31 protein-coding genes, 2 tRNA genes and 1 pseudogene are annotated in these 26,563 nt (G+C 29.7%); 22 read left to right on the top strand and 12 right to left on the bottom strand.

Annotated features, from left to right (window positions below; all coding sequences use genetic code 11):
• Positions 1 to 131 precede the first annotated feature (131 nt).
• Positions 132 to 530 carry a hypothetical protein gene (locus KPL55_RS02280; RefSeq protein ID WP_216305092.1) on the top strand — a complete coding sequence of 133 codons (399 nt, stop codon included), beginning with the start codon at positions 132 to 134 and terminating at the stop codon, positions 528 to 530.
• A gap of 42 nt (positions 531 to 572) precedes the next feature.
• On the opposite strand, the gene KPL55_RS02285 is transcribed toward KPL55_RS02280, so the two are convergent.
• The gene (locus tag KPL55_RS02285; protein WP_281418791.1) at positions 573 to 749 is read right to left on the bottom strand and encodes a Spo0E family sporulation regulatory protein-aspartic acid phosphatase; all 177 of its coding nucleotides are present in this window, start codon (positions 747 to 749) and stop codon (positions 573 to 575) included.
• A gap of 338 nt (positions 750 to 1,087) precedes the next feature.
• On the opposite strand from KPL55_RS02285, the gene KPL55_RS02290 reads away from it, so the two are divergent.
• The 3 genes from KPL55_RS02290 to KPL55_RS02300 all read left to right on the top strand — a co-directional run bounded on the left by KPL55_RS02290 (position 1,088) and on the right by KPL55_RS02300 (position 3,829).
• Complete coding sequence (locus tag KPL55_RS02290; RefSeq protein ID WP_216305095.1) at positions 1,088 to 1,255, top strand: DUF896 domain-containing protein; 168 nt, start codon at positions 1,088 to 1,090, stop codon at positions 1,253 to 1,255.
• Between the two features lie 117 nt (positions 1,256 to 1,372).
• Positions 1,373 to 2,296, top strand: a complete 924-nt coding sequence (hprK, locus tag KPL55_RS02295) for an HPr(Ser) kinase/phosphatase (RefSeq protein WP_216305096.1) — start codon at positions 1,373 to 1,375, stop codon at positions 2,294 to 2,296.
• A 126-nt stretch (positions 2,297 to 2,422) separates the two neighbouring features.
• Complete coding sequence (locus KPL55_RS02300; RefSeq protein WP_216305098.1) at positions 2,423 to 3,829, top strand: aminopeptidase; 1,407 nt, start codon at positions 2,423 to 2,425, stop codon at positions 3,827 to 3,829.
• A gap of 274 nt (positions 3,830 to 4,103) precedes the next feature.
• On the opposite strand, the gene KPL55_RS02305 is transcribed toward KPL55_RS02300, so the two are convergent.
• Complete coding sequence (locus KPL55_RS02305; RefSeq protein ID WP_216305099.1) at positions 4,104 to 4,937, bottom strand: PHP domain-containing protein; 834 nt, start codon at positions 4,935 to 4,937, stop codon at positions 4,104 to 4,106.
• 268 nt (positions 4,938 to 5,205) lie between these two features.
• Between KPL55_RS02305 and KPL55_RS02310 the strand changes: the two genes are divergently transcribed.
• The 6 genes from KPL55_RS02310 to folK all read left to right on the top strand — a co-directional run bounded on the left by KPL55_RS02310 (position 5,206) and on the right by folK (position 10,237).
• Entirely contained in the window at positions 5,206 to 5,799 is a 594-nt protein-coding gene (locus KPL55_RS02310; protein ID WP_216305100.1) for an anthranilate synthase component II, read from the top strand.
• 9 nt (positions 5,800 to 5,808) lie between these two features.
• Positions 5,809 to 7,158, top strand: a complete 1,350-nt coding sequence (gene pabB / locus KPL55_RS02315; protein WP_216305102.1) for an aminodeoxychorismate synthase component I — start codon at positions 5,809 to 5,811, stop codon at positions 7,156 to 7,158.
• Between the two features lie 72 nt (positions 7,159 to 7,230).
• The gene (locus KPL55_RS02320) at positions 7,231 to 8,013 is read left to right on the top strand and encodes an aminotransferase class IV (RefSeq protein WP_216305103.1); all 783 of its coding nucleotides are present in this window, start codon (positions 7,231 to 7,233) and stop codon (positions 8,011 to 8,013) included.
• Positions 8,014 to 8,108: 95 nt separating this feature from the next.
• Complete coding sequence (locus tag KPL55_RS02325) at positions 8,109 to 8,522, top strand: HD domain-containing protein (RefSeq protein ID WP_246599275.1); 414 nt, start codon at positions 8,109 to 8,111, stop codon at positions 8,520 to 8,522.
• Positions 8,523 to 8,580: 58 nt separating this feature from the next.
• A complete protein-coding gene (gene folP / locus KPL55_RS02330) occupies positions 8,581 to 9,387 on the top strand; it encodes a dihydropteroate synthase (RefSeq protein ID WP_216305105.1) in 807 nt (268 codons plus the stop codon).
• Positions 9,388 to 9,421: 34 nt separating this feature from the next.
• The gene (gene folK / locus KPL55_RS02335) at positions 9,422 to 10,237 is read left to right on the top strand and encodes a 2-amino-4-hydroxy-6-hydroxymethyldihydropteridine diphosphokinase (protein WP_216305106.1); all 816 of its coding nucleotides are present in this window, start codon (positions 9,422 to 9,424) and stop codon (positions 10,235 to 10,237) included.
• Between the two features lie 15 nt (positions 10,238 to 10,252).
• Here folK and KPL55_RS02340 read toward each other — a convergent pair whose 3' ends face one another.
• Positions 10,253 to 10,759: a DUF4883 family protein gene (locus tag KPL55_RS02340; RefSeq protein ID WP_312887195.1), complete on the bottom strand. Its 507-nt coding sequence runs from the start codon at positions 10,757 to 10,759 to the stop codon at positions 10,253 to 10,255.
• Between the two features lie 187 nt (positions 10,760 to 10,946).
• On the opposite strand from KPL55_RS02340, the gene KPL55_RS02345 reads away from it, so the two are divergent.
• The 3 genes from KPL55_RS02345 (at position 10,947) to KPL55_RS02355 (ending at position 13,744) form a co-directional block, all read left to right on the top strand.
• Positions 10,947 to 11,450 carry an N-acetylmuramoyl-L-alanine amidase gene (locus tag KPL55_RS02345; protein ID WP_216305108.1) on the top strand — a complete coding sequence of 168 codons (504 nt, stop codon included), beginning with the start codon at positions 10,947 to 10,949 and terminating at the stop codon, positions 11,448 to 11,450.
• Positions 11,451 to 11,748: 298 nt separating this feature from the next.
• Positions 11,749 to 13,461 (top strand): methyl-accepting chemotaxis protein, encoded by a 1,713-nt coding sequence (locus KPL55_RS02350; protein ID WP_216305109.1) that lies wholly within the window; start codon positions 11,749 to 11,751, stop codon positions 13,459 to 13,461.
• A gap of 19 nt (positions 13,462 to 13,480) precedes the next feature.
• Positions 13,481 to 13,744, top strand: a complete 264-nt coding sequence (locus KPL55_RS02355; protein WP_216305110.1) for a hemerythrin family protein — start codon at positions 13,481 to 13,483, stop codon at positions 13,742 to 13,744.
• 89 nt (positions 13,745 to 13,833) lie between these two features.
• Here the strand turns inward: KPL55_RS02355 and fliB are convergent, their stop codons facing one another.
• The 4 genes from fliB to KPL55_RS02375 all read right to left on the bottom strand — a co-directional run bounded on the left by fliB (position 13,834) and on the right by KPL55_RS02375 (position 16,883).
• Positions 13,834 to 15,054 carry a flagellin lysine-N-methylase gene (fliB, locus tag KPL55_RS02360; protein WP_216305111.1) on the bottom strand — a complete coding sequence of 407 codons (1,221 nt, stop codon included), beginning with the start codon at positions 15,052 to 15,054 and terminating at the stop codon, positions 13,834 to 13,836.
• Between the two features lie 245 nt (positions 15,055 to 15,299).
• On the bottom strand, positions 15,300 to 16,154 hold the full coding sequence (locus tag KPL55_RS02365) for a hypothetical protein (RefSeq protein ID WP_216305112.1): 855 nt from the start codon (positions 16,152 to 16,154) through the stop codon (positions 15,300 to 15,302).
• Between the two features lie 188 nt (positions 16,155 to 16,342).
• Positions 16,343 to 16,534, bottom strand: a complete 192-nt coding sequence (locus KPL55_RS02370) for a hypothetical protein (protein WP_216305113.1) — start codon at positions 16,532 to 16,534, stop codon at positions 16,343 to 16,345.
• A 178-nt stretch (positions 16,535 to 16,712) separates the two neighbouring features.
• The gene (locus KPL55_RS02375) at positions 16,713 to 16,883 is read right to left on the bottom strand and encodes a hypothetical protein (protein WP_216305114.1); all 171 of its coding nucleotides are present in this window, start codon (positions 16,881 to 16,883) and stop codon (positions 16,713 to 16,715) included.
• A 366-nt stretch (positions 16,884 to 17,249) separates the two neighbouring features.
• Between KPL55_RS02375 and KPL55_RS02380 the strand changes: the two genes are divergently transcribed.
• On the top strand, positions 17,250 to 17,414 hold the full coding sequence (locus KPL55_RS02380) for a hypothetical protein (RefSeq protein ID WP_216305115.1): 165 nt from the start codon (positions 17,250 to 17,252) through the stop codon (positions 17,412 to 17,414).
• Between the two features lie 45 nt (positions 17,415 to 17,459).
• Here KPL55_RS02380 and KPL55_RS02385 read toward each other — a convergent pair whose 3' ends face one another.
• The 4 genes and pseudogenes from KPL55_RS02385 to KPL55_RS26690 all read right to left on the bottom strand — a co-directional run.
• A complete protein-coding gene (locus KPL55_RS02385; protein ID WP_216305116.1) occupies positions 17,460 to 18,230 on the bottom strand; it encodes an ABC transporter permease in 771 nt (256 codons plus the stop codon).
• A 2-nt stretch (positions 18,231 to 18,232) separates the two neighbouring features.
• A complete protein-coding gene (locus tag KPL55_RS02390) occupies positions 18,233 to 18,862 on the bottom strand; it encodes an ABC transporter ATP-binding protein (RefSeq protein WP_216305117.1) in 630 nt (209 codons plus the stop codon).
• A gap of 18 nt (positions 18,863 to 18,880) precedes the next feature.
• Positions 18,881 to 19,228: a chromate transporter gene (locus tag KPL55_RS02395; protein WP_376770421.1), complete on the bottom strand. Its 348-nt coding sequence runs from the start codon at positions 19,226 to 19,228 to the stop codon at positions 18,881 to 18,883.
• Positions 19,202 to 19,675, bottom strand: a pseudogene (locus KPL55_RS26690) (chromate transporter); the annotation flags it as partial. The pseudogene KPL55_RS26690 and the gene KPL55_RS02395, both read right to left, overlap by 27 nt.
• Before the next feature lie 141 nt (positions 19,676 to 19,816).
• Here KPL55_RS26690 and KPL55_RS02410 point away from each other — a divergent pair.
• Positions 19,817 to 20,125 carry a PadR family transcriptional regulator gene (locus tag KPL55_RS02410; protein ID WP_216305119.1) on the top strand — a complete coding sequence of 103 codons (309 nt, stop codon included), beginning with the start codon at positions 19,817 to 19,819 and terminating at the stop codon, positions 20,123 to 20,125.
• 263 nt (positions 20,126 to 20,388) lie between these two features.
• On the opposite strand, the gene KPL55_RS02415 is transcribed toward KPL55_RS02410, so the two are convergent.
• Positions 20,389 to 20,475 (bottom strand) — tRNA-Leu (locus tag KPL55_RS02415).
• Positions 20,476 to 20,878: 403 nt separating this feature from the next.
• Between KPL55_RS02415 and polA the strand changes: the two genes are divergently transcribed.
• The 7 genes from polA to KPL55_RS02445 all read left to right on the top strand — a co-directional run bounded on the left by polA (position 20,879) and on the right by KPL55_RS02445 (position 26,355).
• Positions 20,879 to 23,494, top strand: a complete 2,616-nt coding sequence (polA, locus tag KPL55_RS02420; protein WP_216305120.1) for a DNA polymerase I — start codon at positions 20,879 to 20,881, stop codon at positions 23,492 to 23,494.
• A gap of 48 nt (positions 23,495 to 23,542) precedes the next feature.
• Positions 23,543 to 24,157: a dephospho-CoA kinase gene (gene coaE, locus KPL55_RS02425; protein ID WP_216305121.1), complete on the top strand. Its 615-nt coding sequence runs from the start codon at positions 23,543 to 23,545 to the stop codon at positions 24,155 to 24,157.
• Positions 24,147 to 24,722, top strand: coding sequence for a lytic transglycosylase domain-containing protein (locus KPL55_RS02430; RefSeq protein WP_216305122.1), 576 nt, complete (start codon positions 24,147 to 24,149; stop codon positions 24,720 to 24,722). Before coaE ends, KPL55_RS02430 begins: the two co-directional genes overlap by 11 nt.
• A gap of 114 nt (positions 24,723 to 24,836) precedes the next feature.
• A tRNA-Leu gene (locus KPL55_RS02435) sits at positions 24,837 to 24,918 on the top strand.
• A 244-nt stretch (positions 24,919 to 25,162) separates the two neighbouring features.
• Positions 25,163 to 25,435 (top strand): hypothetical protein, encoded by a 273-nt coding sequence (locus KPL55_RS02440; RefSeq protein ID WP_216305123.1) that lies wholly within the window; start codon positions 25,163 to 25,165, stop codon positions 25,433 to 25,435.
• A gap of 101 nt (positions 25,436 to 25,536) precedes the next feature.
• Complete coding sequence (locus KPL55_RS26255) at positions 25,537 to 25,671, top strand: hypothetical protein (RefSeq protein ID WP_281418793.1); 135 nt, start codon at positions 25,537 to 25,539, stop codon at positions 25,669 to 25,671.
• A 150-nt stretch (positions 25,672 to 25,821) separates the two neighbouring features.
• A complete protein-coding gene (locus KPL55_RS02445) occupies positions 25,822 to 26,355 on the top strand; it encodes a hypothetical protein (RefSeq protein WP_216305124.1) in 534 nt (177 codons plus the stop codon).
• The last annotated feature ends 208 nt before the right edge of the window (positions 26,356 to 26,563 follow it).

The following is a 26,563-nucleotide window of genomic DNA, read 5'->3' on the forward strand; positions in this document are numbered from 1 at the left end:
TTTTCTTTTTTTTTATAAAAATAAAAAAGATATATATGTAGTTGTTATAATTATGAGTATATAATAGTAAAAAATTTAATAAAGAAAGATTTTAATAAATAATTTACTAATGATACGTGGAGGTGATATATTTGAATAAACAATATATAATAAATTTTTTGAATCAAAATGATTTAAATGATATAGTTGAAATTGAATATAAAAAAGAAACTATAGCACTTAAGTTTAAATATATCTATGATCATGTAGAAATGGAAGCTGCTACTTCTTATGCAAATGAAGAAGGTGATTTTAAACAAGATAAAGAAGATTGGTACGAAGAATTTTTCTTACCTTATCTTAGCGATATTGCTGCAGATAATGTTGAAGATATAATGGAAGAATGTGCTGAAAAAATGGAAATTGAGTACGAATTCATTGGTTGTGATATATCTCAAGATGCATATGAATTTAATGAATTCGCTGTAGTATTTTATAATAAAGATTCAAATGTTGATATTGATGATATCTTAATTGAATTAGATATTTAATTAATTTTTATGTTAAATGGGATATATTAAAGAATGAACTTGTTAAGCCACTCTTTTTGAAGTGGCTTTAATTCTCTGGTACTTAACAATAACCTCATCTAATTGCTGACTGCAAGACACTACTATTTTGTCTGTAGGTTTTTTGAAGTTTAACAGGAAATGTAATATCATTCTTAAAGACTCCAATTCTCTCTTTATAATGTTTAATTTAACGTTCATATATTCATCCCTCACCTCCTAATTATTGTTTTTATGGAGTAAATATATAATACCATAATATTCAAGGTATGTTAAATTTTTTAAAAGTCATTTAAATATAAAAAAATACATAATAAACCATAAAGTTTCGAAACCTACAATAAAATAATGGTAAAAAATTACATAACGACACGCGCAGATGTTGAAAAAAGCTATTTGGTACAATATGTAAATGACGAAAAAAGTCTTAATTTTCTTGTTCTATTCTATAATATTTGGTATATGTTTGTATTTTGCTATTTATAAATAAAATACTTTGGTATAATTAAAAAAATGGCAATTATTTAGGAGTGATTAATATGGGTATAGATGAATTGACAAGCAGGATAAATTATCTCTATAAGAAAAGTAAGGAATCGGAACTTTCAAGTGAAGAAAAATTAGAGCAACAAGAATTAAGACAAAAATATATTGATAATGTTAAAAAGAATTTTAGATCTCAATTAAATACAATAAAGAAAGTGTAATATAATTGTATTTAAATAAGAGTAAATGAAGTTATAAAATTATAATAATAGCTTATCAATAAATAATAAATAATAAATTTATAAATTAGTATAAATTAGTAGAAATGAGGGATTCTAATGGCTGTGACTATAGAGGATTTAATAGAGCATTTTAAGTTGGAGGTTTTAGTAAAAGGCGAAAAAGGTAAGCAAATAGATGTTAGTGATATCAATAGACCAGGGCTTCAAATTGCTGGCTTCTATGAGTATTTTGGTAATAAGAGAGTTCAATTAATAGGCATGGCAGAGTGGAGCTTTCTAGACTGCATGGAGGCTGACCTTAGGAAGAAACGGGTTAATAAATATTTTAAATTGGATACACCTTGCGTTATCATCACTAGAGATTTGGAGCTTCATAAGGAAATTCTTGAAGCCGCGCAGGAAAACGGACGTTGGCTTTTAAGAACAAAATTAATTTCTACTAGATTTATTAGCAAACTTACAAATTACTTGGATACAAAACTAGCTCCTGAAACTAGACTTCATGGAGTTCTAGTGGATGTTTATGGTATAGGGATACTATTAACTGGAGAAAGTGGTATAGGTAAAAGTGAGTGTGCGTTAGAACTCATAAAGAGGGGTCATAGGTTGATTGCTGACGATGCAGTAGACATTAAAGAAATTGATGGTGTGCTATTAGGTCATTGTCCATACATAACCTCTGGAATGCTTGAAGTAAGAGGTATGGGTATAATAGATATTCCAGCAATTTATGGTATGAGTTCCGTTCTAAATACTAAGACTATTAGTTTATACCTATCGCTTACACAATGGAACGAGAGTGAAGAATATGATAGACTTGGTATAGATAATCAATTTATGGATATTCTAAATGTACATTTAAGAAAAATTACAATCCCAGTAAGACCAGGTAGAAATATAGCAGTAATTATTGAAGCGGCAGCAGCCAATTATAGGTATAGCTTGAATTCAAAGATAACGCCTGTTGAAACTATTAATATGAGAATAGAGGAAGTAAATGCAGCACGTAAAAATGAATAGGTAAAAAACAGATTTGAAAGTACATATAATGTGTTTTATTTAAAATTAGTAATTTCAATTGTAATTTAAGGGAATATTTAGAAATATATTAATATGTATAATATTTTTATTAAGGAGGTTGTAAACATGTCTGATGTTAAAGATTTAGAAAAAAAATATGAATTAGCCTGGGACAAATATAATAAAAAAGATTTGAAAAAGGTATTTGCATTATCTGATGATTATATAGATTTTATGTCAAAATGCAAGACTGAAAGAGAGTGTGTTTCAGAGTTTATTATACTTGCCCAAAAAAATGGATATAAAAATATTGATACCTATATAAACGGAGACACTAAATTAAAAGCTGGTGATAAAGTTTATGTTAATAGCATGGGAAAAACTTTGGCATTATTTTTAATTGGATCTGAGCCTATTGAAAAAGGATTTAAAATTTTAGGTGCTCACATTGATTCGCCAAGATTAGATTTAAAACAAAATCCATTATATGAGGATTCAGATTTAGCATTAGCTAAAACACATTACTATGGTGGAGTTAAAAAGTATCAATGGGTAACAATTCCTTTAGCTATCCATGGAGTTGTAGTTAAAAAAGATGGCACGGTGGTAAATATAGTAATAGGTGAAGATGAAAAAGAACCAGTAGTTGGAATTTCAGATCTTTTAATTCATTTATCAGCAGATCAAATGAAAAAAACTATGGACAAAGGAATTGAAGGCGAAGATTTAAATGTGTTTATGGGAAGTATTCCGGTAGCAGACAAGGAAGCTAAAAACAGAGTTAAGTTAAATATATTAAGACTTTTAAATGATAAATACGATATAGATGAAGAAGATTTTGTATCATCAGAACTAGAAGTAGTTCCTGCAGGCAGAGCTAGAAGTTACGGTCTTGATAGTAGCATGATTATGGCTTATGGACAGGATGATAGAGTATGTGCATATACGTCTTATCAAGCATTAATGAACATTAAGGAAACAGATAAAACTTGTATTGTTATACTTGTGGATAAAGAAGAAGTTGGAAGTATCGGAGCAACAGGGATGCAATCGAAATTCTTTGAAAACACAGTAGCTGAGATTGTCAATTTAATGGGAGAATATAGTGATTTAAAAGTACGTAGAGCATTAGCAAATTCTAAAATGCTATCGTCAGACGTAAGTGCAGCATATGATCCAAACTTTCCATCAGTTATGGAAAAACGTAATGCAGCATATTTTGGAAAAGGTATAGTTTTAAACAAGTATACTGGAGCTCGTGGGAAAAGTGGATGTAACGATGCAAATCCAGAATTTATTGCGCAACTTAGGACTATAATGGATAAGCATAACGTTTCTTGGCAGACATCAGAGCTTGGAAAAGTAGATCAAGGCGGCGGTGGTACAATAGCTTATATATTAGCTGAGTATGGTATGCAAGTAATTGATTCAGGAGTTGCTCTTCATAACATGCATGCGCCACTAGAAATTGCAAGTAAGGCAGATATATATGAAGCACTTAGAGCTTACGAAGCATTTTTGCTAGAAATATAGAATTAAAAAGTATTTATTACTACAGCTGCATCTTACTACGCTGATTAATTCTAAACCGATTTTAATGAAAGATACTAAAAAGTAAAAACTCGCTAACGCTCAAACATTTACTTTTCTTAACGTATCTTACATTAAAATCACTTAAGAATTACTAATGCTTGTTCGAATGCAGTTTACGTAATATATACTTTTTTTAGTGATTTAAAAGAAAGAAATTTATAAGAAAAGGAGATGTCTCTTTCATGATTTTTAATCATGAAAGAGACATCTCCTTTTATGAATCTAATTCTTTTACAAACTTTTCTAGGTCATCAGTACTTAAGAAAACTGAGCCAACTTGGCCATGACCTGTGTCCGATGTTGAAATACCATGAAAATCTGAACCTGCAGTAATAAACTTACCGTATTCTTTCGCTTTCGTTTTTAAAAGAGTCTTTTGTTTTTTTGTATTTATTGGGTAAACTGCTTCAACACCATCAAAATCAAGACTTAACATTTCATCTATAGAAGATTTTTTAATGAGAACAGGGTGTGCAAGTACAACTAATGCATTTACTTTTTTTAATATGCTAATACCATCAGCTGTTGAAATTCTCTTAATATGCACATATGCTGGGCTATCGTTTGAAAGGAAAGTATCAAATATATATGTCCATTCATATTTGTAACCAGCATTAATTATTGCTTTTGCTATATGTGGCCTTGCTATTACACCTTGTGCTACATCTAAAACATCTTCGTATTTTATTTTAATCTTAAAAAATGTATCTAGATTTTCTACTATTTTTTTAGCTCTAAATATTCGAGAGTCTTCAATATCATTTAAGAATTTTTGAAAATCATCATCTTTATATTTATCATCTTTAAAATAACCTAAAATGTGAATGCTTTCATTGTTGTGGATAGTAGATAGTTCTATACCAGGGATTACCCTTATATTATTGTTTATACCTTCTCTAACTCCTTCTTCAACGTTTAGTGTAGTATCATGGTCTGTTATTGCAATAATATCTAAACCATTTAGAGAAGCTTCATGAATTAGTTCCTTAGGACTTAGTTTTCCATCAGATGCATTTGTATGGAGATGGAAATCACCTCGATTGTACATATAATCACCTCAAATTTAATGTTTAACTAGTTATATATTAAGTATACACCATACTTGTATGCTAGTTTACGTTTATGTGTCTAATACCATTTTACCTAATAATGTGTAATATATAAAGGGTTTTAATAAATAATTATTATCAATTGCCATTTAATAAAATATTTAATAGCGATATATATGTTGTAATCCATTTCATTGAATTAATCATAATGATTTTTTTTAAGGTATTTGATATAATAGTTAATTATAACAGAATAGGAGAACAATTATGTTTTTGATGATAGACAATTATGATTCATTTGTATACAACCTAGTCAGATACTTTGAAGAGCTAGGTGAGAAAATAGTAGTATATAGAAATGATAAAGTTACATTCGAGGATATAAAAAGAATTAATCCAGAAGCGATAATTATATCACCTGGCCCAAAATCTCCAGAATGTGCAGGTAGTTGCATGGAAATAGTAGAAAAATTTAAAGGGAGCATACCTATTTTAGGTATATGTTTAGGTCATCAGATTATTGGTAAGGTATTTGGTGGTAAAATTATACATGGACATGAACCAGTGCATGGAAAAGTATTTGATGTAAATCATAGTGGAAAATATATGTTTAAGAATATTGTGAGCCCAATGAAGGTTACAAGATACCACTCATTAATAATAGAACGAGAATCTTTGCCAGAGGTATTAGAAATAACTAGTGAGACTGATGATAAAGTTATAATGGGCGTAAGACATAAGGAATTTTTAATTGAGGGGGTACAATTTCACCCTGAAGCAGAACTTACGCAATATGGACATGAACTTCTCAAAAATTTTATTGATGAGGTTAAAATTAAAAACAAAATTACTAAAGAATAAGGTGAAAAAATGAAACTAATAATTGAAGAATTCAATACTAAACTTGATGGTTTTGATATATATTCAATATTTAAAGATGATGTTAATACTATATTATTGGATAGTGGTCGTGACGAGAAAACGCTCGGTAGGTATTCCTTTATAGGTATTAATCCATTTTTAACATTTAAAAGTAAAAATGGTATGTGCTTTAAGAATGAAGAAATATATTTGGGGGATACCTTTGAGGAGATAAATAAAATTCTAAAGGAATATGATTTAGAAAATAATACCGAGCTGCCTTTTGTGGCTGGTGGTATAAGATATTTTTCTTACGACTTGGGTAGAGAAATAGAAGAGTTGCCAATTATAGCTAAAGAAGATATAGATATTCCTCATTGTTATTATAATTTTTATGATAACATCATCATTTTAGATAATTTTGAAAAAATCGTATATGTATCTGCACTAGGAATACTTAAATCTCAGAAAGAAAGTATTGAAGATATTAAACGACGTATACAAAAGGGTAATAAAATTATTTATGATAAAGTAGGAGACATAACGAATAAATTTACTTCTGGTTTTGAAAAAAGCAAGTATATAGATACTGTATCAAAAGTAAGAGATTATATAAAAAGCGGTGATATATATATTACTAATTTATCTCAAAGATTTAGTTGTAGTATTAGTAAAAATGCATATGAAATATATAAAGATTTAAGACACATAAATCCAGCTCCGTTTGCTGCATTTATGAATTTTGAGGATTTTAATATAATATGCTCTTCGCCAGAAAGATTTTTGAAAATTAATAAGGGAATTGTAGAAACAAGGCCTATAAAAGGTACTATGCCAAGAGGAATAGATATAGAAAAGGACTTGGAAAATAAAAACATATTGATAAATAGCGAAAAGGACAAAGCAGAACTTCTAATGGTAGTAGATTTAGAAAGAAATGATCTAAGTAAAGTCTGTAGTCCTGGTTCAGTTAAAGTAACAGAACTTTTTAAATTAGAGGAGTATAGTACAGTTTTTCATTTAGTATCTACAATAGTAGGCAAGTTAAAAGATGAGATAAGTTCAATAGACTGTATTAAAGCTTGTTTTCCAGGAGGATCGATAACAGGAACACCTAAAATACGTTCCATGGAGATTATTGAGGAATTAGAACCTGTACGAAGAAATATATATACGGGGGCTCTGGGATATTTGGGGTTTGACGGAAATGTGGATTTAAATATAATTATTAGGACAATTTTAATAAAAGATAAGAATGCTTATTTTGGGGTGGGCGGGGGTATAACTTGGGATTCAAATGAAAAATTTGAATATGATGAAACCTTAGATAAAGCAAGGGCTCTAATGCGAGTGCTGTAAGCTAGTTAATAAAGTTATATAATAGTTGTTCAACTTGCAATTTGTCGCTAAGGTGGCAACTAGGAGGGTGTTATGATATTGATAAATGGTAACTTAAATGAAGACAAGATATCTTTAGATAGTGGGTTTTTCTTTGGGAGAGGAGTATTTGAGACCTTGCTCGTAAAAGAAGAACCAATACTTCTGGTGGAGCATTTACAAAGGCTAAATGGAGGTCTTACTACATTAGGCATTAATAAAAAGATTACTCTAGCAGAAATTTATAATGCTACGAAAAAACTTGATTGCAAGAATTGTGTTCTTAAGATCATGGTATCTGATAAAAACACTATATTTACTACAAGGGAAATTTCATATAAGCATAGCGATTATGAGCGTGGATTTTCATTAGGATTAAGTGATGTTAGAAGAAATGCTTTTTCAAATTTGACATATGTGAAGTCATTTAACTACGTTGAAAACATAATTGAGCGGGATAAAATCATAAAAAAAGGTTATAATGAAGCCATATTTCTAAACACAGAGGGTTTTATAACTGAGGGAGCTGTAAGCAATATATTTTTTATTAACAATGGAGTTATATTTACCCCAAAGATAAAATGTGGGTTATTACCGGGTATTTTGCGGGGTTTTATTATTAATAATTCATTATCGATGGATTTAAAAGTACAAGAGGGAGAGTTTACATTAGATGATTTAATGGAAGCTGAGGGCGTTTTTATTACTAATAGTGTCATGGGTATAATGAAAATAAGGAAAATAGAAGATAAAGTTCTTACTGAAAGTACAGTTGTAGCAGCAATAAAAAGATATTATGATAGATATGTAGAAAATTATAAGTCGAATAGACATTAATCTAAAGGGGTTGAAATCAAAATTCAATGAATAATCAAATAGATCATATTATAGAAAATCATAGTTTTCAGTATAATTTAAGGAAGATAGAGAAAATGGAAAAAAATAGAGAGTTTTGTAAACATGATATGCAACACTTTTTAGATGTGGCAAGACTTATGTACATAATTAATCTAGAAAATGATTTGAATCTGCCTAAATACATAATTTATACTACTGCTCTTTTGCATGATATAGGTCGGGGAGAGGAATATGAAAATGGGATCGATCACAATATTGCTAGTGTGCATATTGCTAAAAAAATATTGAATGAGTGCAAGTATGATATCAAAGAAATAAATGAGATTTTAGAGGCAATAGGAAACCATAGAAATAATACTGAAAGTTTTAATAGTTTAAGTGATATTTTATATAAGTGTGACAAGCTATCAAGGAATTGTATTAACTGTAGTGCTATTGATAAGTGTAAATGGCCTCAAGATAAACAAAATTTGAAGATAACTTACTAAAAACTTGAAATTCATAGAGGCAAAAAATACATAAGAACTTATAGAAGGGAAGGAATATATGAGAATAGGTATTCAAGATTTTGAGATAGGTAAAAGAACTTACATAATGGGAATATTAAATGTTACACCTGATTCTTTTTCTGATGGGGGAAGATTTAATGATATTGGATCAGCGATAAATCAGGCAAAGATAATGGTGGCACAGGGAGCGGACATTATTGATATTGGAGGAGAATCAACAAGGCCTGGTCATGCTTCTGTTAGCGAGGAAGAGGAAATAAAAAGAGTGATTCCAATTATAGAGGCCTTAAAGAAGGAGATAAGCGTTCCTATTTCTATAGATACATATAAAGGTAAGGTTGCAGAACTTGCCTTAGAGGCTGGAGCGGATATGATTAATGATATCTGGGGGTTTAAGAAGGATGACTATATTGCAAAAGTCGCAGCTAAGTACAATGTGCCTTGTTGTCTAATGCACAATAGGGATAATAAAAATTATAAAAATTTAATTGATGACGTGTTAAAGGATTTAGAGGAAAGTATTGCCATTGCACTAAAAGCAGGAGTAAAAAGGGGAAATATTATTTTGGATCCAGGCATTGGGTTTGCAAAAAGCTATGAGGATAATTTGAGAACTATGAACAATCTAGAAAAGTTACATAGTTTAGGATACCCAGTACTACTTGGAACTTCAAGAAAAACTATGATAGGATTTGCACAAGGGTTAGATACTAGTGAAAGGCTTGAGGGGACCCTTGCAACTACGACTATTGGTATAATGAAGGGCTGCGAATTTATAAGGGTTCATGATATAAAAGAAAATAAAAGAGTTTGCGTTTTAACAGATGCCATATTTAGAAGTTAGGAAAATAACTTAGGTATAAAGAGGAGATAATACTATGGATAAAATATACATAAGAGATTTAGAAATTTACGCCAATCATGGTGTTTTTCAAGAGGAAAAAACCTTAGGACAACGATTCTTAATTTCTTTAGAACTTTTCCTGAGTTTAAGAGAAGCCGGAACTACTGATGATATAATGAAAACTGTTCATTATGGTGAGCTTTGTCACCTAGTGGAGGAAGAATTCAAGAAGGAAAGTTATGATCTAATAGAAAGAGCTACAGAGAAGGTAGCCGAGTTCATACTTTTAAAATATGATTTGGTTCAAAGAGTAAAGGTTAAAATTAAAAAGCCTTGGGCGCCTATTGGTAGGCCACTTCAATATGTGGCGGTAGAGGTAGATAGATGTTGGCATACTTCATATATTGGTATAGGTGGAAATATGGGGGACAAGGACAAAAATGTAAAAATGGCCTTAGAACAAATAAGTAATTCTTATCATACAAAAATAACGAAAACGTCAAAACTTTATGAAACTAAGCCAGTTGGATATCTAGAGCAAGATGATTTTTTGAATTGCGCCATTGAGGTCAAAACGCTTTTAAATCCATTAGAACTTGTAAGATTCTTATTATCTATTGAAAAGGAATTAAAACGTGAGAGGGTTATAAGATGGGGGCCTAGAACAGTAGATTTGGATGTGTTATTGTATGATAATATTACTAGTTCATTAGAAGAAATAATATTGCCTCATCCTAGAATGCAAGAACGAATGTTTGTTTTAGAGCCATTAAGTGATATAGCACCTTATGTTATTCATCCGATTTTGAATAAGACTATTATTCAAATGAAAGAATCTTTAATAAAATAACAAATACCTTATACCTTATTCAGGTATAAGGTATTTGCATAGACCATAAAGATTGTAGTTCTTATACATTTTACTTGTGTCAATATAATCCATATTGAAGTCGCCATCCCATGGATAAATTGAAATATATCTTTCGTCATAAATATTTATAACATATTTATTTTCACTAAATGTCATAAATATTTTATATATTGGTTTAGCAGGTAAGTTTGATGGTCTAGACACGAAACTAGAGTTAGTTAATGAATTGAAAAACTGTGAGGTAGTAGTTAAATCCTCTTTAGAAAAATCTTTCTTCTTATAAAAATTCATATATAAGGCATAAAGCTCATTAGGAGTTTTAAGTGACATATCTTTCATTAATAATTTGGTGTAATAATAATTTGTTGGTTTACTTTTATTAAAAACTTTTTTATTAAAATTGTATTTACACCCGAAAAGGCTGAAAGAAAAAAACACACATATTACAAGTGAAATATATTTATTTCTATTAATACCCAAACAACCACATCCTTTAACCACATTGAAGTACTACAGGTTATAAATTGTTACACAACTAATGAATAGCTTCGCCTATGATTCAACGCTCTTGTAAATAAAATATGTTGAATCTTTATTTTTTAGTACACAAAATTGCCCTAATTGCATATTTTAAAATAAGAGTTAAAAAATACGCTTAAAAAAAATGCTTTATTAGAGGGGGATTATTTTGAAATATGGAATTGATATTGGCCATAATTGCCCACCTGCAGACATGGGATACGTGGGTATAAAAAATGAGGATGAGTTAAATAAAGAAGTTGGAGATATCGTCATGGAAAAACTAAAACTGCTTAAGCATGATGTAGTCAAGTGCACTCCTAGAGGCGATTCTAATTTGAGTAATTCACTTTATAGGAGAGTTACTAATGCAAATGAAGAAAATGTAGATGTGTATGTGTCTATTCATTTTAACGGAGGACGTGGAAAGGGAACAGAAGTTTATGCAATTTCAAAGGAGAGTAAAGAAATAGCTAAAAGAGTTGTAATTGAGATAGCAAAATTAGGTTATGTTAATAGAGGAGTAAAGAATGGTAACTTTTTATATGTATTAAAAAACACAAAAATGCCTGCAATACTTTTAGAAGGTGGATTTGTAGATTCTAAAGAAGATATGGATAGATTTAATGCGGAAAACATAGCAAACGCAATTGTAAATGGATTAATAGGCTGATGATATATTCAATTGATTAAAATGAATTGTAATAGTTGTATTAAAAAAACCAGTACTATTTTTAGTACTGGTTTTTTTGTTAACTTCAAACATATCAACATTTTAAAAATGTAGATATATGGTTTAGAGTGTGAATTTTTATGGTAATAAGTAAAAGTTTATAATATTACAATTTTTTTTAATAAAAGTAAAAAATATAAGGATTAAGTAAATATTTTAGCGTACGATATAATAAATGGAGGGATATAGAGATACGTGTTAAAAATTAGTATCAGTAAATTTCAATGGGGGGATTAAAATGTTGAAAAATATGAAAATATCACAAAAATTATTAGCTATAAATATAATAAGTGCCGTATTTTTAATTATTGTTGGCCTTGGTGGATTAAATGGAATAAATGTTATTAATAACAATGGTGAATACATTTACAATAACAATTTGTCTAGAATAGAGAATATATATAATGTTCAAAATAACAGTTCTAGAGGAAAATCGGATATGGAACATATAATTAATTCTGAGTTCAGAAGTGACATTAGTAAGATGGAGGACGATCTCAAGGTCATTGCAGCAGAAAATAATAAGTATTATGCTGAATATGAAAAGATACCTTTTGAAAATGCAAAAGAAAAAGATGATTATGATAAATTGAAATTGGTACTAACTAAATACAGAGAGCAAAGGACAAAAACAATTGATTTAATTAAAAGTGGTAACTATAAAGAAGGTACAAAAGAATATACTGGCGAGTTTACTGCATTGAGATTACAAATAGAAGATGGATTAAATACAATAATACAAGATAATAGAGCATCTGCTAAAATTAAATCCGATTCTAACAAGGGTGTATTTAAAAATACTGTAATAGTCACCATAGTACTTATTATGTTAGGGTTGTTAATTAGCTTCTCAATAGGATTAAAATTGTCGACATGGCTTATGAAGAGAATAAATAATGTGGTGATGTTTGCAAATAATTTAAGTAATGGAGATTTAACACAGATAATGAAAATTACTGCAAATGATGAACTAGGAAAAATGGCTACTTCTTTAAATAAAGCTGGAGAAAACATAAAAGTATTAATTACAGAAATAATGGAAGGGGCGTCAAGTATCAGTGCCACTAGTGAAGAACTTTCTGCTACTACAGAAGAGATCTCATCGAAGATGGAAATAGTTGGAGAATCTATAAAGGAGATATCAATAGGGTCACAGCAATTAAGTTCTACCACGGAGCAAGTAAATGCAACAACAGAAGATATTGCACAAAACGCACTTCGAGTATCAAGGAAGGCTGATGAGGGGAATAAGTCTGCAAAAGAAATTGAAAAGAGAGCAATTGAAATCAAAGTGAGTGCAAATAAAAGCTACGAGGTAACAAATGAGGTATATAATGTAAAACAACAAAACATAATTAATGCAATAGAAGAAGGCAAGGTTGTTCAAGAGGTAAAGATAATGGCAGAAGCAATAGGAAATATAGCAGCTCAAACAAATCTTCTAGCTTTAAATGCAGCAATAGAAGCGGCTAGGGCTGGAGAGCAGGGTAAAGGGTTTGCAGTTGTAGCAGATGAGGTAAGAAAGCTAGCAGAGCAATCAACAGAGACGGTTAGAAACATCCAAGAAGTAACAGTAAGAGTAGAGAAAGCATTTCAAAATCTTTCGGGAAATGCAAATGAGGTGCTTGAATACATTGAATCTCAAGTTAAACCGGATTATGAATTTTTAATAAATGTTGGGCAGCAATATGGTGAAGATGCATCTTTCTATAATGGATTATCTACTGATATTATGACTTCAATGGATACAGTAACAGAAACGATATCAGAAGTTAAAAGTGCAATAGAAAATGTATCAGCTGTAGCTGAGGAATCTTCTGCTAGTTCACAAGAAATACTAGAAAGTATCAATGAAACAAATGCAGCAATTCATGAGGTTGCACAGGCTGCGCAAAGTCAAGCAGAATTAGCTGAAAAGCTAAATAAAATGATTCAAAAGTTTAAAATATAATATAGAATGAATATTAAATATGTTAAATTTTTTAGAAGATTATGTTGTAAAACATTTTAATGAAGAAGAATCTATACAAAAGAAGAATAATTATCCAGGGTATGAACTTCAGCACATAGAACACCAAAAGTTTAAAAACGGTCTGTCAAAATTGAGAAAAATTATTGAATTGGATGGTATAAAAGCGTCATCAATTATTATAATTCAACAGAGAATATGTAACTGGTGGATAAATCATATTAGCAAAGAAGACATGGAGTTGGGTAAATTTTTATGTGAATAGATATTATTTCGAAAATAGATTAGGGTTAGCTAGTTATAGAATGTTATGTAAAAATAATGCCAGAAGCGCTCATGCTTCTGGCATTATTTTTATAAAAGTTTTTTAGCAAATTCCATATTATCTAAATTATTATTTTTTACATATTCTAGTGATTCAACTAAGTAAGTTTTATGATGTTCTATAGTTTTTGAGAAAGATTGAATAAAATCAACTATATCTTCTTTGGTATCCTCTTTAGTACATAGATATTTCCCGACTAAATAAAATCTAATAAATGAATATCTTATTAAAAGCATAATATAGCCATCAAATATTGATTCTGACTCGGAAAATGGAAACATATTATTATATATAAAATTCACTAAAAAATTTTCGAAAATATAGCTATTCTTATTCATAAAATCCTCGTTATAATCTTCAAATGCTTTTATGTAAAATTCAGAATGTTTACTAATGTCCTCGTCTTGATCTAAATTGTATCCAGATATTATTTGTTTAGTGTATTCCCTAAAAGAAACACTATCCACTTCTTTAAATACATTTAGAAAACCCATCATTTTTTTAAAGAAATCCATCTGAGTCATATAATTCAATTGATTTTTTTTAGAAGAGTAGTTAATAAAATTCATATCATATTCTTTTATAAATTTGGATACATTACTATTCTTATTTTCAAGTTTAGTGCTTAATGTTTTTATAAAATCACCTAATATATAAAGCCTTTGGGTTAAATTAAATTTTCTGTTTTGTATTATTTTTATACTTAAATCTCTAATTTCTTTGAAATACTTTACAGGTGAATTATTATATTGTTTCGATTTAGTATCGATATCACTTGATACTATGTGTTTATCTAAAGTTTCTTTACTTTCTTTAAATTCAATCCCGTCTTCTTTTAGCAAAAGGATTCTTGCAGCTTCTGGGCATGCTACATCTAGGGACATTTCATAATATCCATCTACTATATTTGTTATTCTAGGAAAGGATGTGCAAACATTTGAAAGATACTCTTCTCCAATTTTAGTATAAATGATACAATAATTTGCTTCGTCTAAAAAAGCACAGCGTTTCCCACTTTTTAGTTTAACCCTTCCATAATCTACATCAGGACTTAGATAGTCATCATTATTATGAACGTTTTTTTGAAACATACGCTTCATTTCTTTATCTTGAACTTTGTAATATTGTCTGAATGTAACTTTATCAATATCTACATCCCATCCAATACAACAGCTATCTTTGCAGTTTCCACCTATACATTTAAATTCCTTAAGATATCCTGGATATCTCATTTTTACGTTTTTTATCATTGTCTACTTCCTTTGCATATAAATTACTTAAAGTTTTCTACTTTATATTCATTTTACTATAGTATTTTAAGTTTGTCAGATGTATCCGCAATACCATGTGTACATATATCGGATAATAATTGTTTAAATAGCAATAAAAGAGCCAGATAGGCTCTTTTTAAAAAAAATATACTCAGGCGTATTATAGTTCCTGCTTTTCTGAATTTCACTTCACATGTACTTAAATCTTATAGATTTATTTTCTCTCATCTTTGATGTCTTTTATCATTTATCTTATTCATCTTAGCATCCATCTTGTCCAATTTAGCGGTTTTATCATTCAACATTTCATCCATATTATTCATCTTAGCTGTTTTATCAGTTATAATTTCATCCATCTTGCTTATTTTGGCTGTTTTTGCGTTTATCATTTCATCCATATTATTCATCTTAGCTGTTTTATCATTCATAACTTCATCCATCTTTCCCATCTTAGCAGTTTTAGCATTTATCATTTCATCCATATTATTCATCTTAGTTGTTTTATCATTCATAACTTCATCCATCTTGCTCATCTTAGCAGTTTTAGCATTTATCGTTTCATCCATATTATTCATCTTAGTTGTTTTATCATTCATAACTTCATCCATCTTGCTCATCTTAGCAGTTTTAGCATTTATCGTTTCATCCATATTATTCATTTTAGCTGCTTTATCATTCATAACTTCATCCATCTTGCTCATCTTAGCTGTTTTATCATTCAACATTTCATCCATTTTAGCCATCTTAGCTGCCTTATCATTCATCATTTCATCCATCTTTTTCATTTTACCTGTCTTATCTTCCACCTTATCCATTCTAGCAGTCTTATCGTCTATCTCATCCATCATTTCCAGAGTGTTTATATGCATTGTTATACACATTTTCATCATCATATGCAGATGCATTATTTGCATGGGTATAGGCATATTGTTATTAGGCATAGATATACCCATAGTCATATTAGTGTTAGGGGTATGCATTTGAATAGGCATAGTTGTGTTGCTATTAGAAGTAGAAATAGGCACATCCATCATTCTCCATGGTGTAATGGGTTCCTCGGTATTATAAAGCTTGTTCATATAGTTCCTCCAAAAATTATTTCCATATTATATATATTCAAAGAAATGCCAAATGTGAAAGTCTTTGCTCAATTAAATAATTAGATATGATGTGTGATAAAAAAATATCCTTTTAATATTTTCTGCATAAAAAAGGGCTTTCAAGAAATCTCTTGAAAGCCTTATGGTGAGAAGACGGGAATGTATAACTATTCATAAATCCAATTTGCCATCACAGTATATTTTTCATACAAGTTTTGCAATTGACTTATTTCACTATTATATGAATCAACATATTCTTGTGATGAAGCAATCTTTAAAAATTCGGTATTAGCTATAATTTTATATGAGAGCGCTTTTATAATAATATTCATTTCTTCTTTACTTATATCTACAAGCAATGTAAATCCCCCTCATAATTTATATTTTTATATTATATGTACTCATCCCTAATAGTAGAATTTAAAGGTCAAAGATAATGAGGGTTTGTGCATCTCAAAATATGTCAACTAAAATAATGAAACAAGAGTTGCAGTACTCACAACTCTTGTTTCACTAATACTTATTAAAATTTTCTTCCTATATTTCTTTATCGCAAGGGGTTAGTTCACCACATATATTACATTTTACTGTATCGCCTTTTAATGTATTTGGTTTTAAAGTATGAATTTCAGAAAATGCAATATCATTATCTATAAATTTTTCATCGCATAAGGTACAGATATCTTCATTTTCAAATGTGTTTGACATAATATCATCTCCTTATGTTAATATATTCTACAAATGCAATGTAAATACCTTTTATATTCTACAAAATAGTAAATGTTTAACAATAAAAAGGGCTTGTAATATGTATAAAATAATACTATGATTTGTAAAGCTATCTTTAACAAAATCTAAGGAGGAGTACGTATATAAAAACTTAGATATTCTGAAAGTAACACAATACAAATTAAGTTACATTCACATTGAGGCTATTAATCATTTCAAGAAAATTACAAACAAAATTAATTTATGGTAATTATGGTATAATTATTTATATGTTTTATTGCGAATTTGTGGAAAAATGAAAATTAAATTAATATATTAAAAGTTTAGTTTATGGAAGGAGATATTATGTTAAGTCCAAAAGAAGCAGAAAGAGAGCTGTCAATAGGTGCACAACTAAATCCAGGACCATGGATAAAACATAGCATGTCTGTTGGCTTGAATGCTAAATTAATTGCAGATAAAATTGATATGGCATTAAGACATGGCTTACCGGATTTTACTAATACTTAACTTAAAACTAACTAAATATAAATACTTACTAACCTAATATTAAATCTATATAAATTGTTTTTTACTATTATATAAAGATTTGTACCCTAAGTTTAAGGATAAAAAAACTGTTATGCAAACAGAAGTACAAATTGCAATCATAATGGCTATCTGATACATAATAGCCGTGGTAGGCAATGTGCCTGACAATATTTGACCTGTCATCATTCCAGGTAAAAAGATTATACCCATTCCCATCATGGAATTTAGCGTAGGAATTAAGGCGGTTTCTAAAGCATTATTAGCAAAAGGTTTCAAAATATATTTAGGTTCAACTCCTAAATTAAGTAGAGTATTAATTTTATTTTTTTCTTTGTTTATGTCATCCATAAATGTTTTTATTGCAATATTTACTCCAGTCATAGCGTTACCAATAATCATACCAGCTAAGGGTATAGTGTATTGGGGGTTAAATATGGATTTTCTTACAACTACAGTTACAAAGAAAATTAAAACAAAAAGTCCTGAAAATGTTAAAGATGCCCCTATTGCAATTTTAAAATTGTAATTTAAGTCTTTTCTGCTTTTGATTACGATATGAACAGAAAAAATAAGCATAAGTATTAAAAAAATTATAGTAAATATAGGTTTTGGATTGCTAAATACATATTGAAGAATATAACCCACAATTACAAGTTGAACGGTCATTCTTAAGCTTGCAACTAGAAGAAGTTTTGTTTGATTAACTCTTGATTTTTTCATAACTACGAGCACTATAATTAGAAGTAAGTAAATAAGTGAAAACTGGAAAATACCTAGTGTTACTCTTCCTTCCATGGTTAACCCTCCTTAAATATTTCAATTTTATTTTCACAAAATTCTTCAACAATAGATTTATTGTGGCTTACAATTACAACATCAATATTCCTTGCCTTGCAGAAGCCTGTTATGTTTTTCATTAGTTTATGACTGTTTTTCTCATCTAATGCCGACGTTGGCTCATCTAGTAATATAACACTAGGGCATAATGATAAAAAAATAGATATATAAACTCTTTGACGTTCACCAGCAGAAAGGGTAGATGTATGTTGATCAAGCGGAACATTTACGCAGCAAAGATCGGTAATTAAACTTATATATTCATTAGGCGGCATAGGTTTTTGCCTTAGCGAATAAAATTTTTTGAAATTATCTATTATGCTCTCATCAAAAAGAAATACTTCCTGAGAAACTAGGCTTACTTCACGCCTTAGATCAATAGGATCATACGCATCAACTGGGATACCTTTATATAATAGTTCACCAGAGACGGGATTTATGGATTGGTTCAATAACTTTAAAAATGTACTTTTACCACATCCACTATCCCCAACAATAAAATTAATCATGCCTTGCTTAATTTTTACATCATTATAAGTTAAATTGGATTTGTAAATAAGATTATTCGCTTGAAATAATGGTTGGGTCATTATAATTCCTCCTTTGGGTTATATTAAAGTTAGTATTGAACCTAGTATACCGGATATGCCAACACACGCAGTAATTACTACAGGGCCAGGAGTTAATTGTCCCAGGGCTATACCTGCTAAAAATTCTGTTTGAGTTAACCAACCTAATTTATTTACAACTTCATTTTCTATAAAAGGGATGACAACTAAACCACCACCATAAATAAATGATCCAACCTTTATAAAAAACATAAACAGGCTTAAAAGTAGTGGAGCAAAAGCGAGTGGAGCAGCAATTGAAAATAGCTTCTTACCATTAATATTTTTAGTTGGGTTTGAATATATAAATACGCCAATTATAGCAGCAAAGAGCATTGCAACAATCATATTCACTTTGAAGAGTGTTATAGCAATTGTTGTAACTAAAAATATGAGATGTTGTGGTTTATTAATTACTGTCTTCTTATACATATTTAACAGTGAAGACGATATCAATGCAATAACTACTGCGTTAATTCCATATAGTATACCCGTTATACTAGGTATCTCGCCGAATTATAAATATACATAACTAAGTATATTTATAATTACAAATGCAGGTAGAATAAAACCAATACCAGCCAATATCCCACCCAAAATTCCGCCTCTAAGAAATCCCAAATACATACCTAACTGAGTTGAAACTGGCCCTGGAAGTATATTACATACCGCAAGACCATCTAAAAATTAATCCTTTGTGGCCCAGTTCCTTTTATCTACAAGGTCGGAATCCATCATTGCAATATGTGCCATGGGACCACCGAACCCAATTAAACCTATTTTAAAAAAAATAATAAAATATTTCTTTCATATGATATGACCTCCTTGACTATATTATATCCAATTGATAAAATATAAAGTAAATAGCTAAAGATGATATCTAACATTGATATCGAAATTCGATATTATAAATAAGATACCACAGGAGGAATTTAAATGCAAGAGCAAATTATGAGAAAATTATTTTTAGGATTCATTCATATTCATATATTACATCATTCTAAAAAGGAGCCCTTTTATGGACTATGGATGATAGATGAACTTAAAGAGCATGGATATGATATAAGTGCAGGAACTCTATATCCTATACTTCACAATCTAGAGAAAAGCGGGGTTTTAAAAGTTAACAATAGAAATGTAGATGGAAAGATAAGAAAGTACTACTCAATTACGCCTATGGGGGAAGAGGTTCTTATAGAAGCAAGGAGAAAGGCATATGAGCTTTTTAAAGAGATAAAGGAATGAAAAATATTAGGTACACAATATGTCTAGTGTAAGATTATATCACAGAAATTGAAGACTAGATTAGAAACAGAAGTTGAGGATCTTAAGTTAGAAAATAAATGATTCAGTGAAATACTTTCAATATATTAGCATAAGCTATAAGGAATATTAGATCAAAGAAATAGAATTAAAACCTAGTTGTTATAAATATTGTTGCAAATAAATAAAAAAGACTGAACCATTTAGCTTTTAAACTAAGTGATACAGTCATTATTCAAAATATATGGTGCCGAAGGCGGGAATCGAACCCGCACGGTATTGCTACCTCTGGATTTTGAGTCCAGCGCGTCTGCCAGTTCCACCACTTCGGCATACCTGACAAAAAATATCTTACCATATATATATAATTAATGCAACAGATATATATTTATTTAGAATAAATTAGTATATTTTTATTTTGTAGATCTTTTTTTATGTATAAAAAATAGCTAGAAAGTTTGTTAATTCTTAGGACGTTTTATGGGTATAATATAAGAGAAACTTTTTTATATGAAATTAAGGGTAAATTTAACTAGAAGTTAAGGACATAATATGCTAAAATTTTTACGTGAGGTTTAAGCCTCATGTAAGTGTTCATAGGTGAATAAAAATTAATATTCAAGTAGTAAGAACGTTAATAATTGCATTGATTGAGTATAATATTAGAGCGAGTATAATATTAAATAGAACATAATGCAAGATTTATTATAAACATATTGAAAGAAGGGATTTACAATGTCTAAGGAAAGACTATTAATTTTAGATGGCCATAGTCTTATGTATAGAGCTTTTTATGCATTACCGGCCCTAACAAATTCGGATGGGATATACACTAATGCAGTTTATGGTTTTACGTCTATGCTTTTAAAGATGAAAGAGGAATTTGAGCCGGACTATATTGTTACAACATTTGATAGGCGCGCACCTACTTTTCGTCATGAGGAATATAAAGAATATAAAGCAGGTAGAAAAAAAATGCCTGATGAGTTGCAAGGACAGTTTGCTATAGTTAGGGAACTTTTAGAGAAAATGGCTATAGATATCTTTGAATTAGATGGATTTGAAGCAGATGATTTAATTGGTACCTTATCCGTAATTGGAGAAAAAGAAGGACTTGAAGTTTTTATAGTAACAGGAGACAGAGACGCACTTCAGCTTGCAACAGATAATGTTAAAGTTGTAATTAATAAAAAGGGAATGTCAGAAAAAGAAATATATGATAGAAAACGTATGACAGATGAATACGGAGTAACCCCTACAGAATTTATAGACGTAAAAGGATTAATGGGAGACGCTTCTGATAATATTCCAGGAGTTCCGGGAATAGGTGAAAAAACTGCTTATAAGCTTATTAAAGAATATAAAAGTATAGAAAATCTTCTTATGAATATTGATAAAATTAGTGGAAAAAAACTAGTGGAAAATTTAACAACATATAGTGAACAGGCTATTTTTAGTAAAAAGTTAGCCACTATTATTACATGTGTTCCTATGGAGATTGATTTAGAATCAATTAAATCAAAAGAAAAATATGATGTGCGTGCTGTAAGAGACTTATTTCATAAGTTACAGTTTAAATCTTTAATAGGTAAAATAGCAGATGATGAAAATTCCACTGAGGAAGTATTTTCTGCTGATTTTAAAGTAGTAGATAAGGTCTCATTACTTGAGGAGCTTATACTCGAAATTAAAGATACTATTTATATAATTTTTGATATATCTTTTGCAAATGTGTTTTCTAAAATGTGTATAGATAGCATATACCTTAATTACAAAGAAAAAAACTATCTTATCAAAGTTGATGAATTATATAAAGATGATGAAGAAAAAACTATAAAATGTTTGAAAACTATACTTGAGAGTAATGATATTAAAAAAGTGACTCATGCTGTAAAAAATGCTTACGCTGCTCTCAATAAAAAAGGTATTAAATTGCAAGGTGTACAATTTGACACAGAGCTAGCTGCTTATTTACTTGATTCTGCAAAAAAAGAATACAGCTTAGAAACTCTTATGGATACAAATCTTAGAATTACTATTAAGGGTGAAGGCTTTGATAAAGAAATTAATAAAGTTGCACTTCTAAAGAGACTTTATGAGATATTAGAAAAGAAAATTAAAGAGTATGAAATGGAAGAACTTCTGTATAAGGTGGAACAGCCATTGACAGAAGCTATATCATACATGGAAGCGGAAGGATTTACGATTGACAAAGATCAACTAGCAGAACTTAAAGTAAAGTTTGCTGCAGATATAGTTGAGTTAGAAAGCACTATTTTTGCTTTAGCAGGAGAAGAATTTAATATAAAATCACCAAAGCAATTAGGAAAGATATTGTTTGAGAAATTAGATTTACCTGTAATAAAGAAGACTAAAACAGGATATTCAACTAATGCTGAAGTTTTAGAAGCATTAGCAGATAAGCATCCTATAATAGAAGAAATTACTAAGTATAGAGGGGTAACAAAAATTTTTTCTACGTATATTGAGGGACTACAGGCAGCAATTGATACAGATAGTAGAATTCATTCAAACTTTATGCAGACAGTTGCAACAACAGGAAGGCTTTCAAGCACAGAACCCAACTTGCAAAATATACCTATAAGAAACGAAATGGGCAGAGCTATAAGGCGTGTATTTATACCACACAATGATCAGTGTGTTATTTTGTCTGCCGATTATTCTCAAATAGAACTTAGAGTACTTGCTCATATAGCTAAAGATGATAATTTAATCGAGGCTTTTATGGAGCATAGTGATATTCATACTAAAACAGCTTCTGAGGTATTTAATGTACCAATAGATGAGGTTACAAAACAGATGAGAAGTAATGCTAAAGCTGTAAATTTTGGAATAGTATATGGTATTGGTGAATTTAGTTTAGCAAAAGATTTAAATATCTCTAGGAAAGAAGCTAAAACATACATTGAAACTTATTTCGAAAGATATCCAAATGTTAAAAAATATATGAAAGACATAGTGATTGAGGCTGAAGAAAATAGTAGTGTTACTACTATAATGAATAGGCGTAGATTTATACCAGAGATAATATCTTCAAACAAAATGGTCAAGGCATTTGGTGTAAGACTTGCTATGAATACACCTATACAAGGTAGTGCTGCAGATATTATTAAACTAGCTATGGTAAATGTATTTGATAAATTAAAGGAAGAGGGACTTAAAAGTACGTTGATTTTGCAAGTACATGATGAATTGATATTAAATGTATATAGGGATGAGATTAAACAAGTTGAAGATTTGGTTAAGGATCAAATGGAGAATGTTATTAAACTTTTAGTTCCGTTAGAAGTAGAAATAAGTGTTGGTGAAAGTTGGTATGAGGCTAAATAATTAATAACTTATAAATTGCGGTTAACTATAAAAGCGGGGGATAATATAATGTTAAAGGTTGGAATAACAGGCGGGATAGGTAGTGGAAAGAGCACTGTGACAAATATGCTAAGAGACAAATGTTTTCCTATCATCGATGCAGATATTGTGGCTAGAGAGGTTTTTATAATATACCCTGAGATAGCATTCACTATTAAACAAGAATTCGGTTATGAGTTTTTTAATGAAAAAGGTGAACTTAATAGGAAAGAATTTGGAAAATATATATTTAAGAGTGATCTTCTAAGAAAAAAGCTTGAAGGCATAATTATGCCTTTTATAAGACGGGAGATAAATGACAGAATAAAAATATGTGAAGAAGAAAATATGAAAATTTGCTTTTTAGATGCGCCTACTTTAATAGAAAATCATTTTCATACTAATATGGATATAACGATTTTAGTGTGGGTTGAGAAAGATGTTCAAATACAAAGGGTCATGTCTAGAGATGGTTTGGATCTAGATGAAACAATGGATAGAATAAGAGCTCAAATGTCAATAGATGAAAAGAAGAAATTTGCAGATTTCATCATTGATAACGGAGGAAGCGTTGAAAATACGAAATTGCAGCTAGATTCGATTATTACACAACTAGAGGGGTTAAATGTGAAAAATGATGTTTAAAAAAATTATAAAGATTTTATGCCTAGTTATTCTGTTTATTATTTTAATTAATATTAAAACCATTTTTAAAAGTTTTTACCCAATTAAATATGGGGATCAAATATTTAAGTATTCACAAAAATATAATGTAGACCCTTCTTTAGTTATATCAGTAATTAGAGCAGAAAGTAATTTTGACGATAAAGCGACTTCACATAGAGGCGCATACGGGCTTATGCAGATAATGCCTGAGACAGCAACTTGGATTGCGGAGAATATGAAATTAAAAGATTTTAATGTTGAAAAATTATATGATGACGAACTTAATATTGAAATGGGATGTTGGTATATTAATAATTTAAATACTGAATTTAGTGGAAATATAGAATTGGTTCTTGCAGCATATAATGGAGGACGTGGAAATGTTCAGAAGTGGCTTAAGGTTGCGGAGTACTCAAGCGATGGAAAAACATTAGATGTAATACCTTTTGAGGAAACAGATAAGTATGTTAAAAAAGTAAAGACAAATTACAATGTTTATGTGAAACTATACGGTAAAGAGTTAAGTGATATCAATAAGGAATAGTGAATAAAAAATATTGACAATTTACATCAAACTGATATATAATCAATCTTGTAGTCGTGAGGGGTACCAATACGGAGTGACTGCAAGATTAATCCTTTTTACTAGATAATATATGCGACAGTGGCGGAATGGCAGACGCGCACGTTTAAGGGACGTGTGGGAGACCATACGGGTTCAAGTCCCGTCTGTTGCACCAAAGAATAAAAAAGTATCAACACTTTGATTGTGTTGGTACTTTTTTATTGTATAGAATAGCGCCAAAACGTACAACGCGTCTAATGTGTTTAAAATCATATGGATGTGTTGTAGTTATTTTAAAAGAAAGATTTGGTCGATTTTATAATATAATAAGTATTTATTGTAGTATTTTAGAATATATGGTAAGATTTTAATTAGAATAATTATAAGTATAAAAGAATTTATTAGGGGGCGAATTTTAAATGGAAACAAGTTTTAATGAGGCAGTTAATGTTAATGAAATTCCAATGACAATAGGACAATGGTTGGTAACACTGTTAGTAATGGGTATTCCAATTGTAGGTTTTGTATTAGCAATAGTTTGGGCAACAGGACATGATGTAAATAGAAGTAAGAAGACTTTTTGTCAAGCATCGTTAATATTTGGCGCAATTGTTCTAGTATTATACGTAATATTTTTTGCATTATTTGCAAGTGTAATGAGCGATGCTATGAATAGTATATCAGGTTATTAATTAATGAAATGACACACCTTTTTTTATTTATTATTAATTTTAAAAGAAATGAATTATTAAAAGGAATATGGAAAAACTAACATCTGAAAGAGGTGTTATTTATGAAAAACAAAAAGAATGACCCAGATATAAAACACAAAAAACAAGCTAAAAGAGAAAGTAACGAAGAAAATCCTGTAACTATGAATGGTGATAGCAACATGAGAAAACCAGTAAGAGGATTAAAAGAATTATAAAATGCACTAGTTAAGAAGCGGCTTCCTTCAAAATGATTTTAATTATTTTGAAGGAAGTCACTTCTTTTTATTTTTTTAAATTAGTATCAAAACACAACCTTCAGCATAAATTGGTAATGTATTAGTAATATCAGAATAGGGAGGGAAATTATGAAACTAGAGGACAGAAATATTGAAGATATAGACAACGAGGATGAATATGAAATGGTTCCACTAGAACCTATGATGTATGGATGTGGTCAAATGAATGCTATGCCAAATATGGGAATGCCAGAAGGATTTAGGCAGGAGTCAAATTTCAATATGAGAACAAATTCATGTATGGGAATTAACCAAAATACTGGAATGAATCCATGGATGGGATCAAGTCAATTTAACGAAGATATGTTTACAAATGATTTTAATCCAATGGGAGCATCGTATGGTGAGGAAACTAATAATGACTATGAATATGAGGATGAGGCTTCAAGGCAATTAGATAAGTATCAAAGTAGAGAACCTGTTAAGCAGCCTTACAATAAGCCTAAGCCACAATACAATAGTGTTGAGTCAATTGTATTTAGAATTGAAAAGTATAATCCTGCAATATTTAGGCGTTTGACTAGATGCGGTATACCTTATGCAGAAGCAAAAGAGATAGTTAGAAGAATTGTAAATTTGTCACTTATGCATAGAGATGAATAAAGAATGGCCTACATTTAACATAAAGAAAAAATAATTAGTTTATAACCCTATAAGGCCTTATGGGGTTATTTTAATTTTAAAAGTAAAGCTTATGGAATTTGTTATTAAAACTGTTTGTTAGATACTAAAATTAAGTCGATAGAATTTGTAATTAAAATTGAAGGAAATTGATAATAAACGTAGAATATATTTATTAATGAGTTATAAA

This window comes from Clostridium lacusfryxellense (assembly GCF_018861735.1).
Taxonomy (GTDB): Bacteria; Bacillota; Clostridia; order Clostridiales; family Clostridiaceae; genus Clostridium_AD; species Clostridium_AD lacusfryxellense.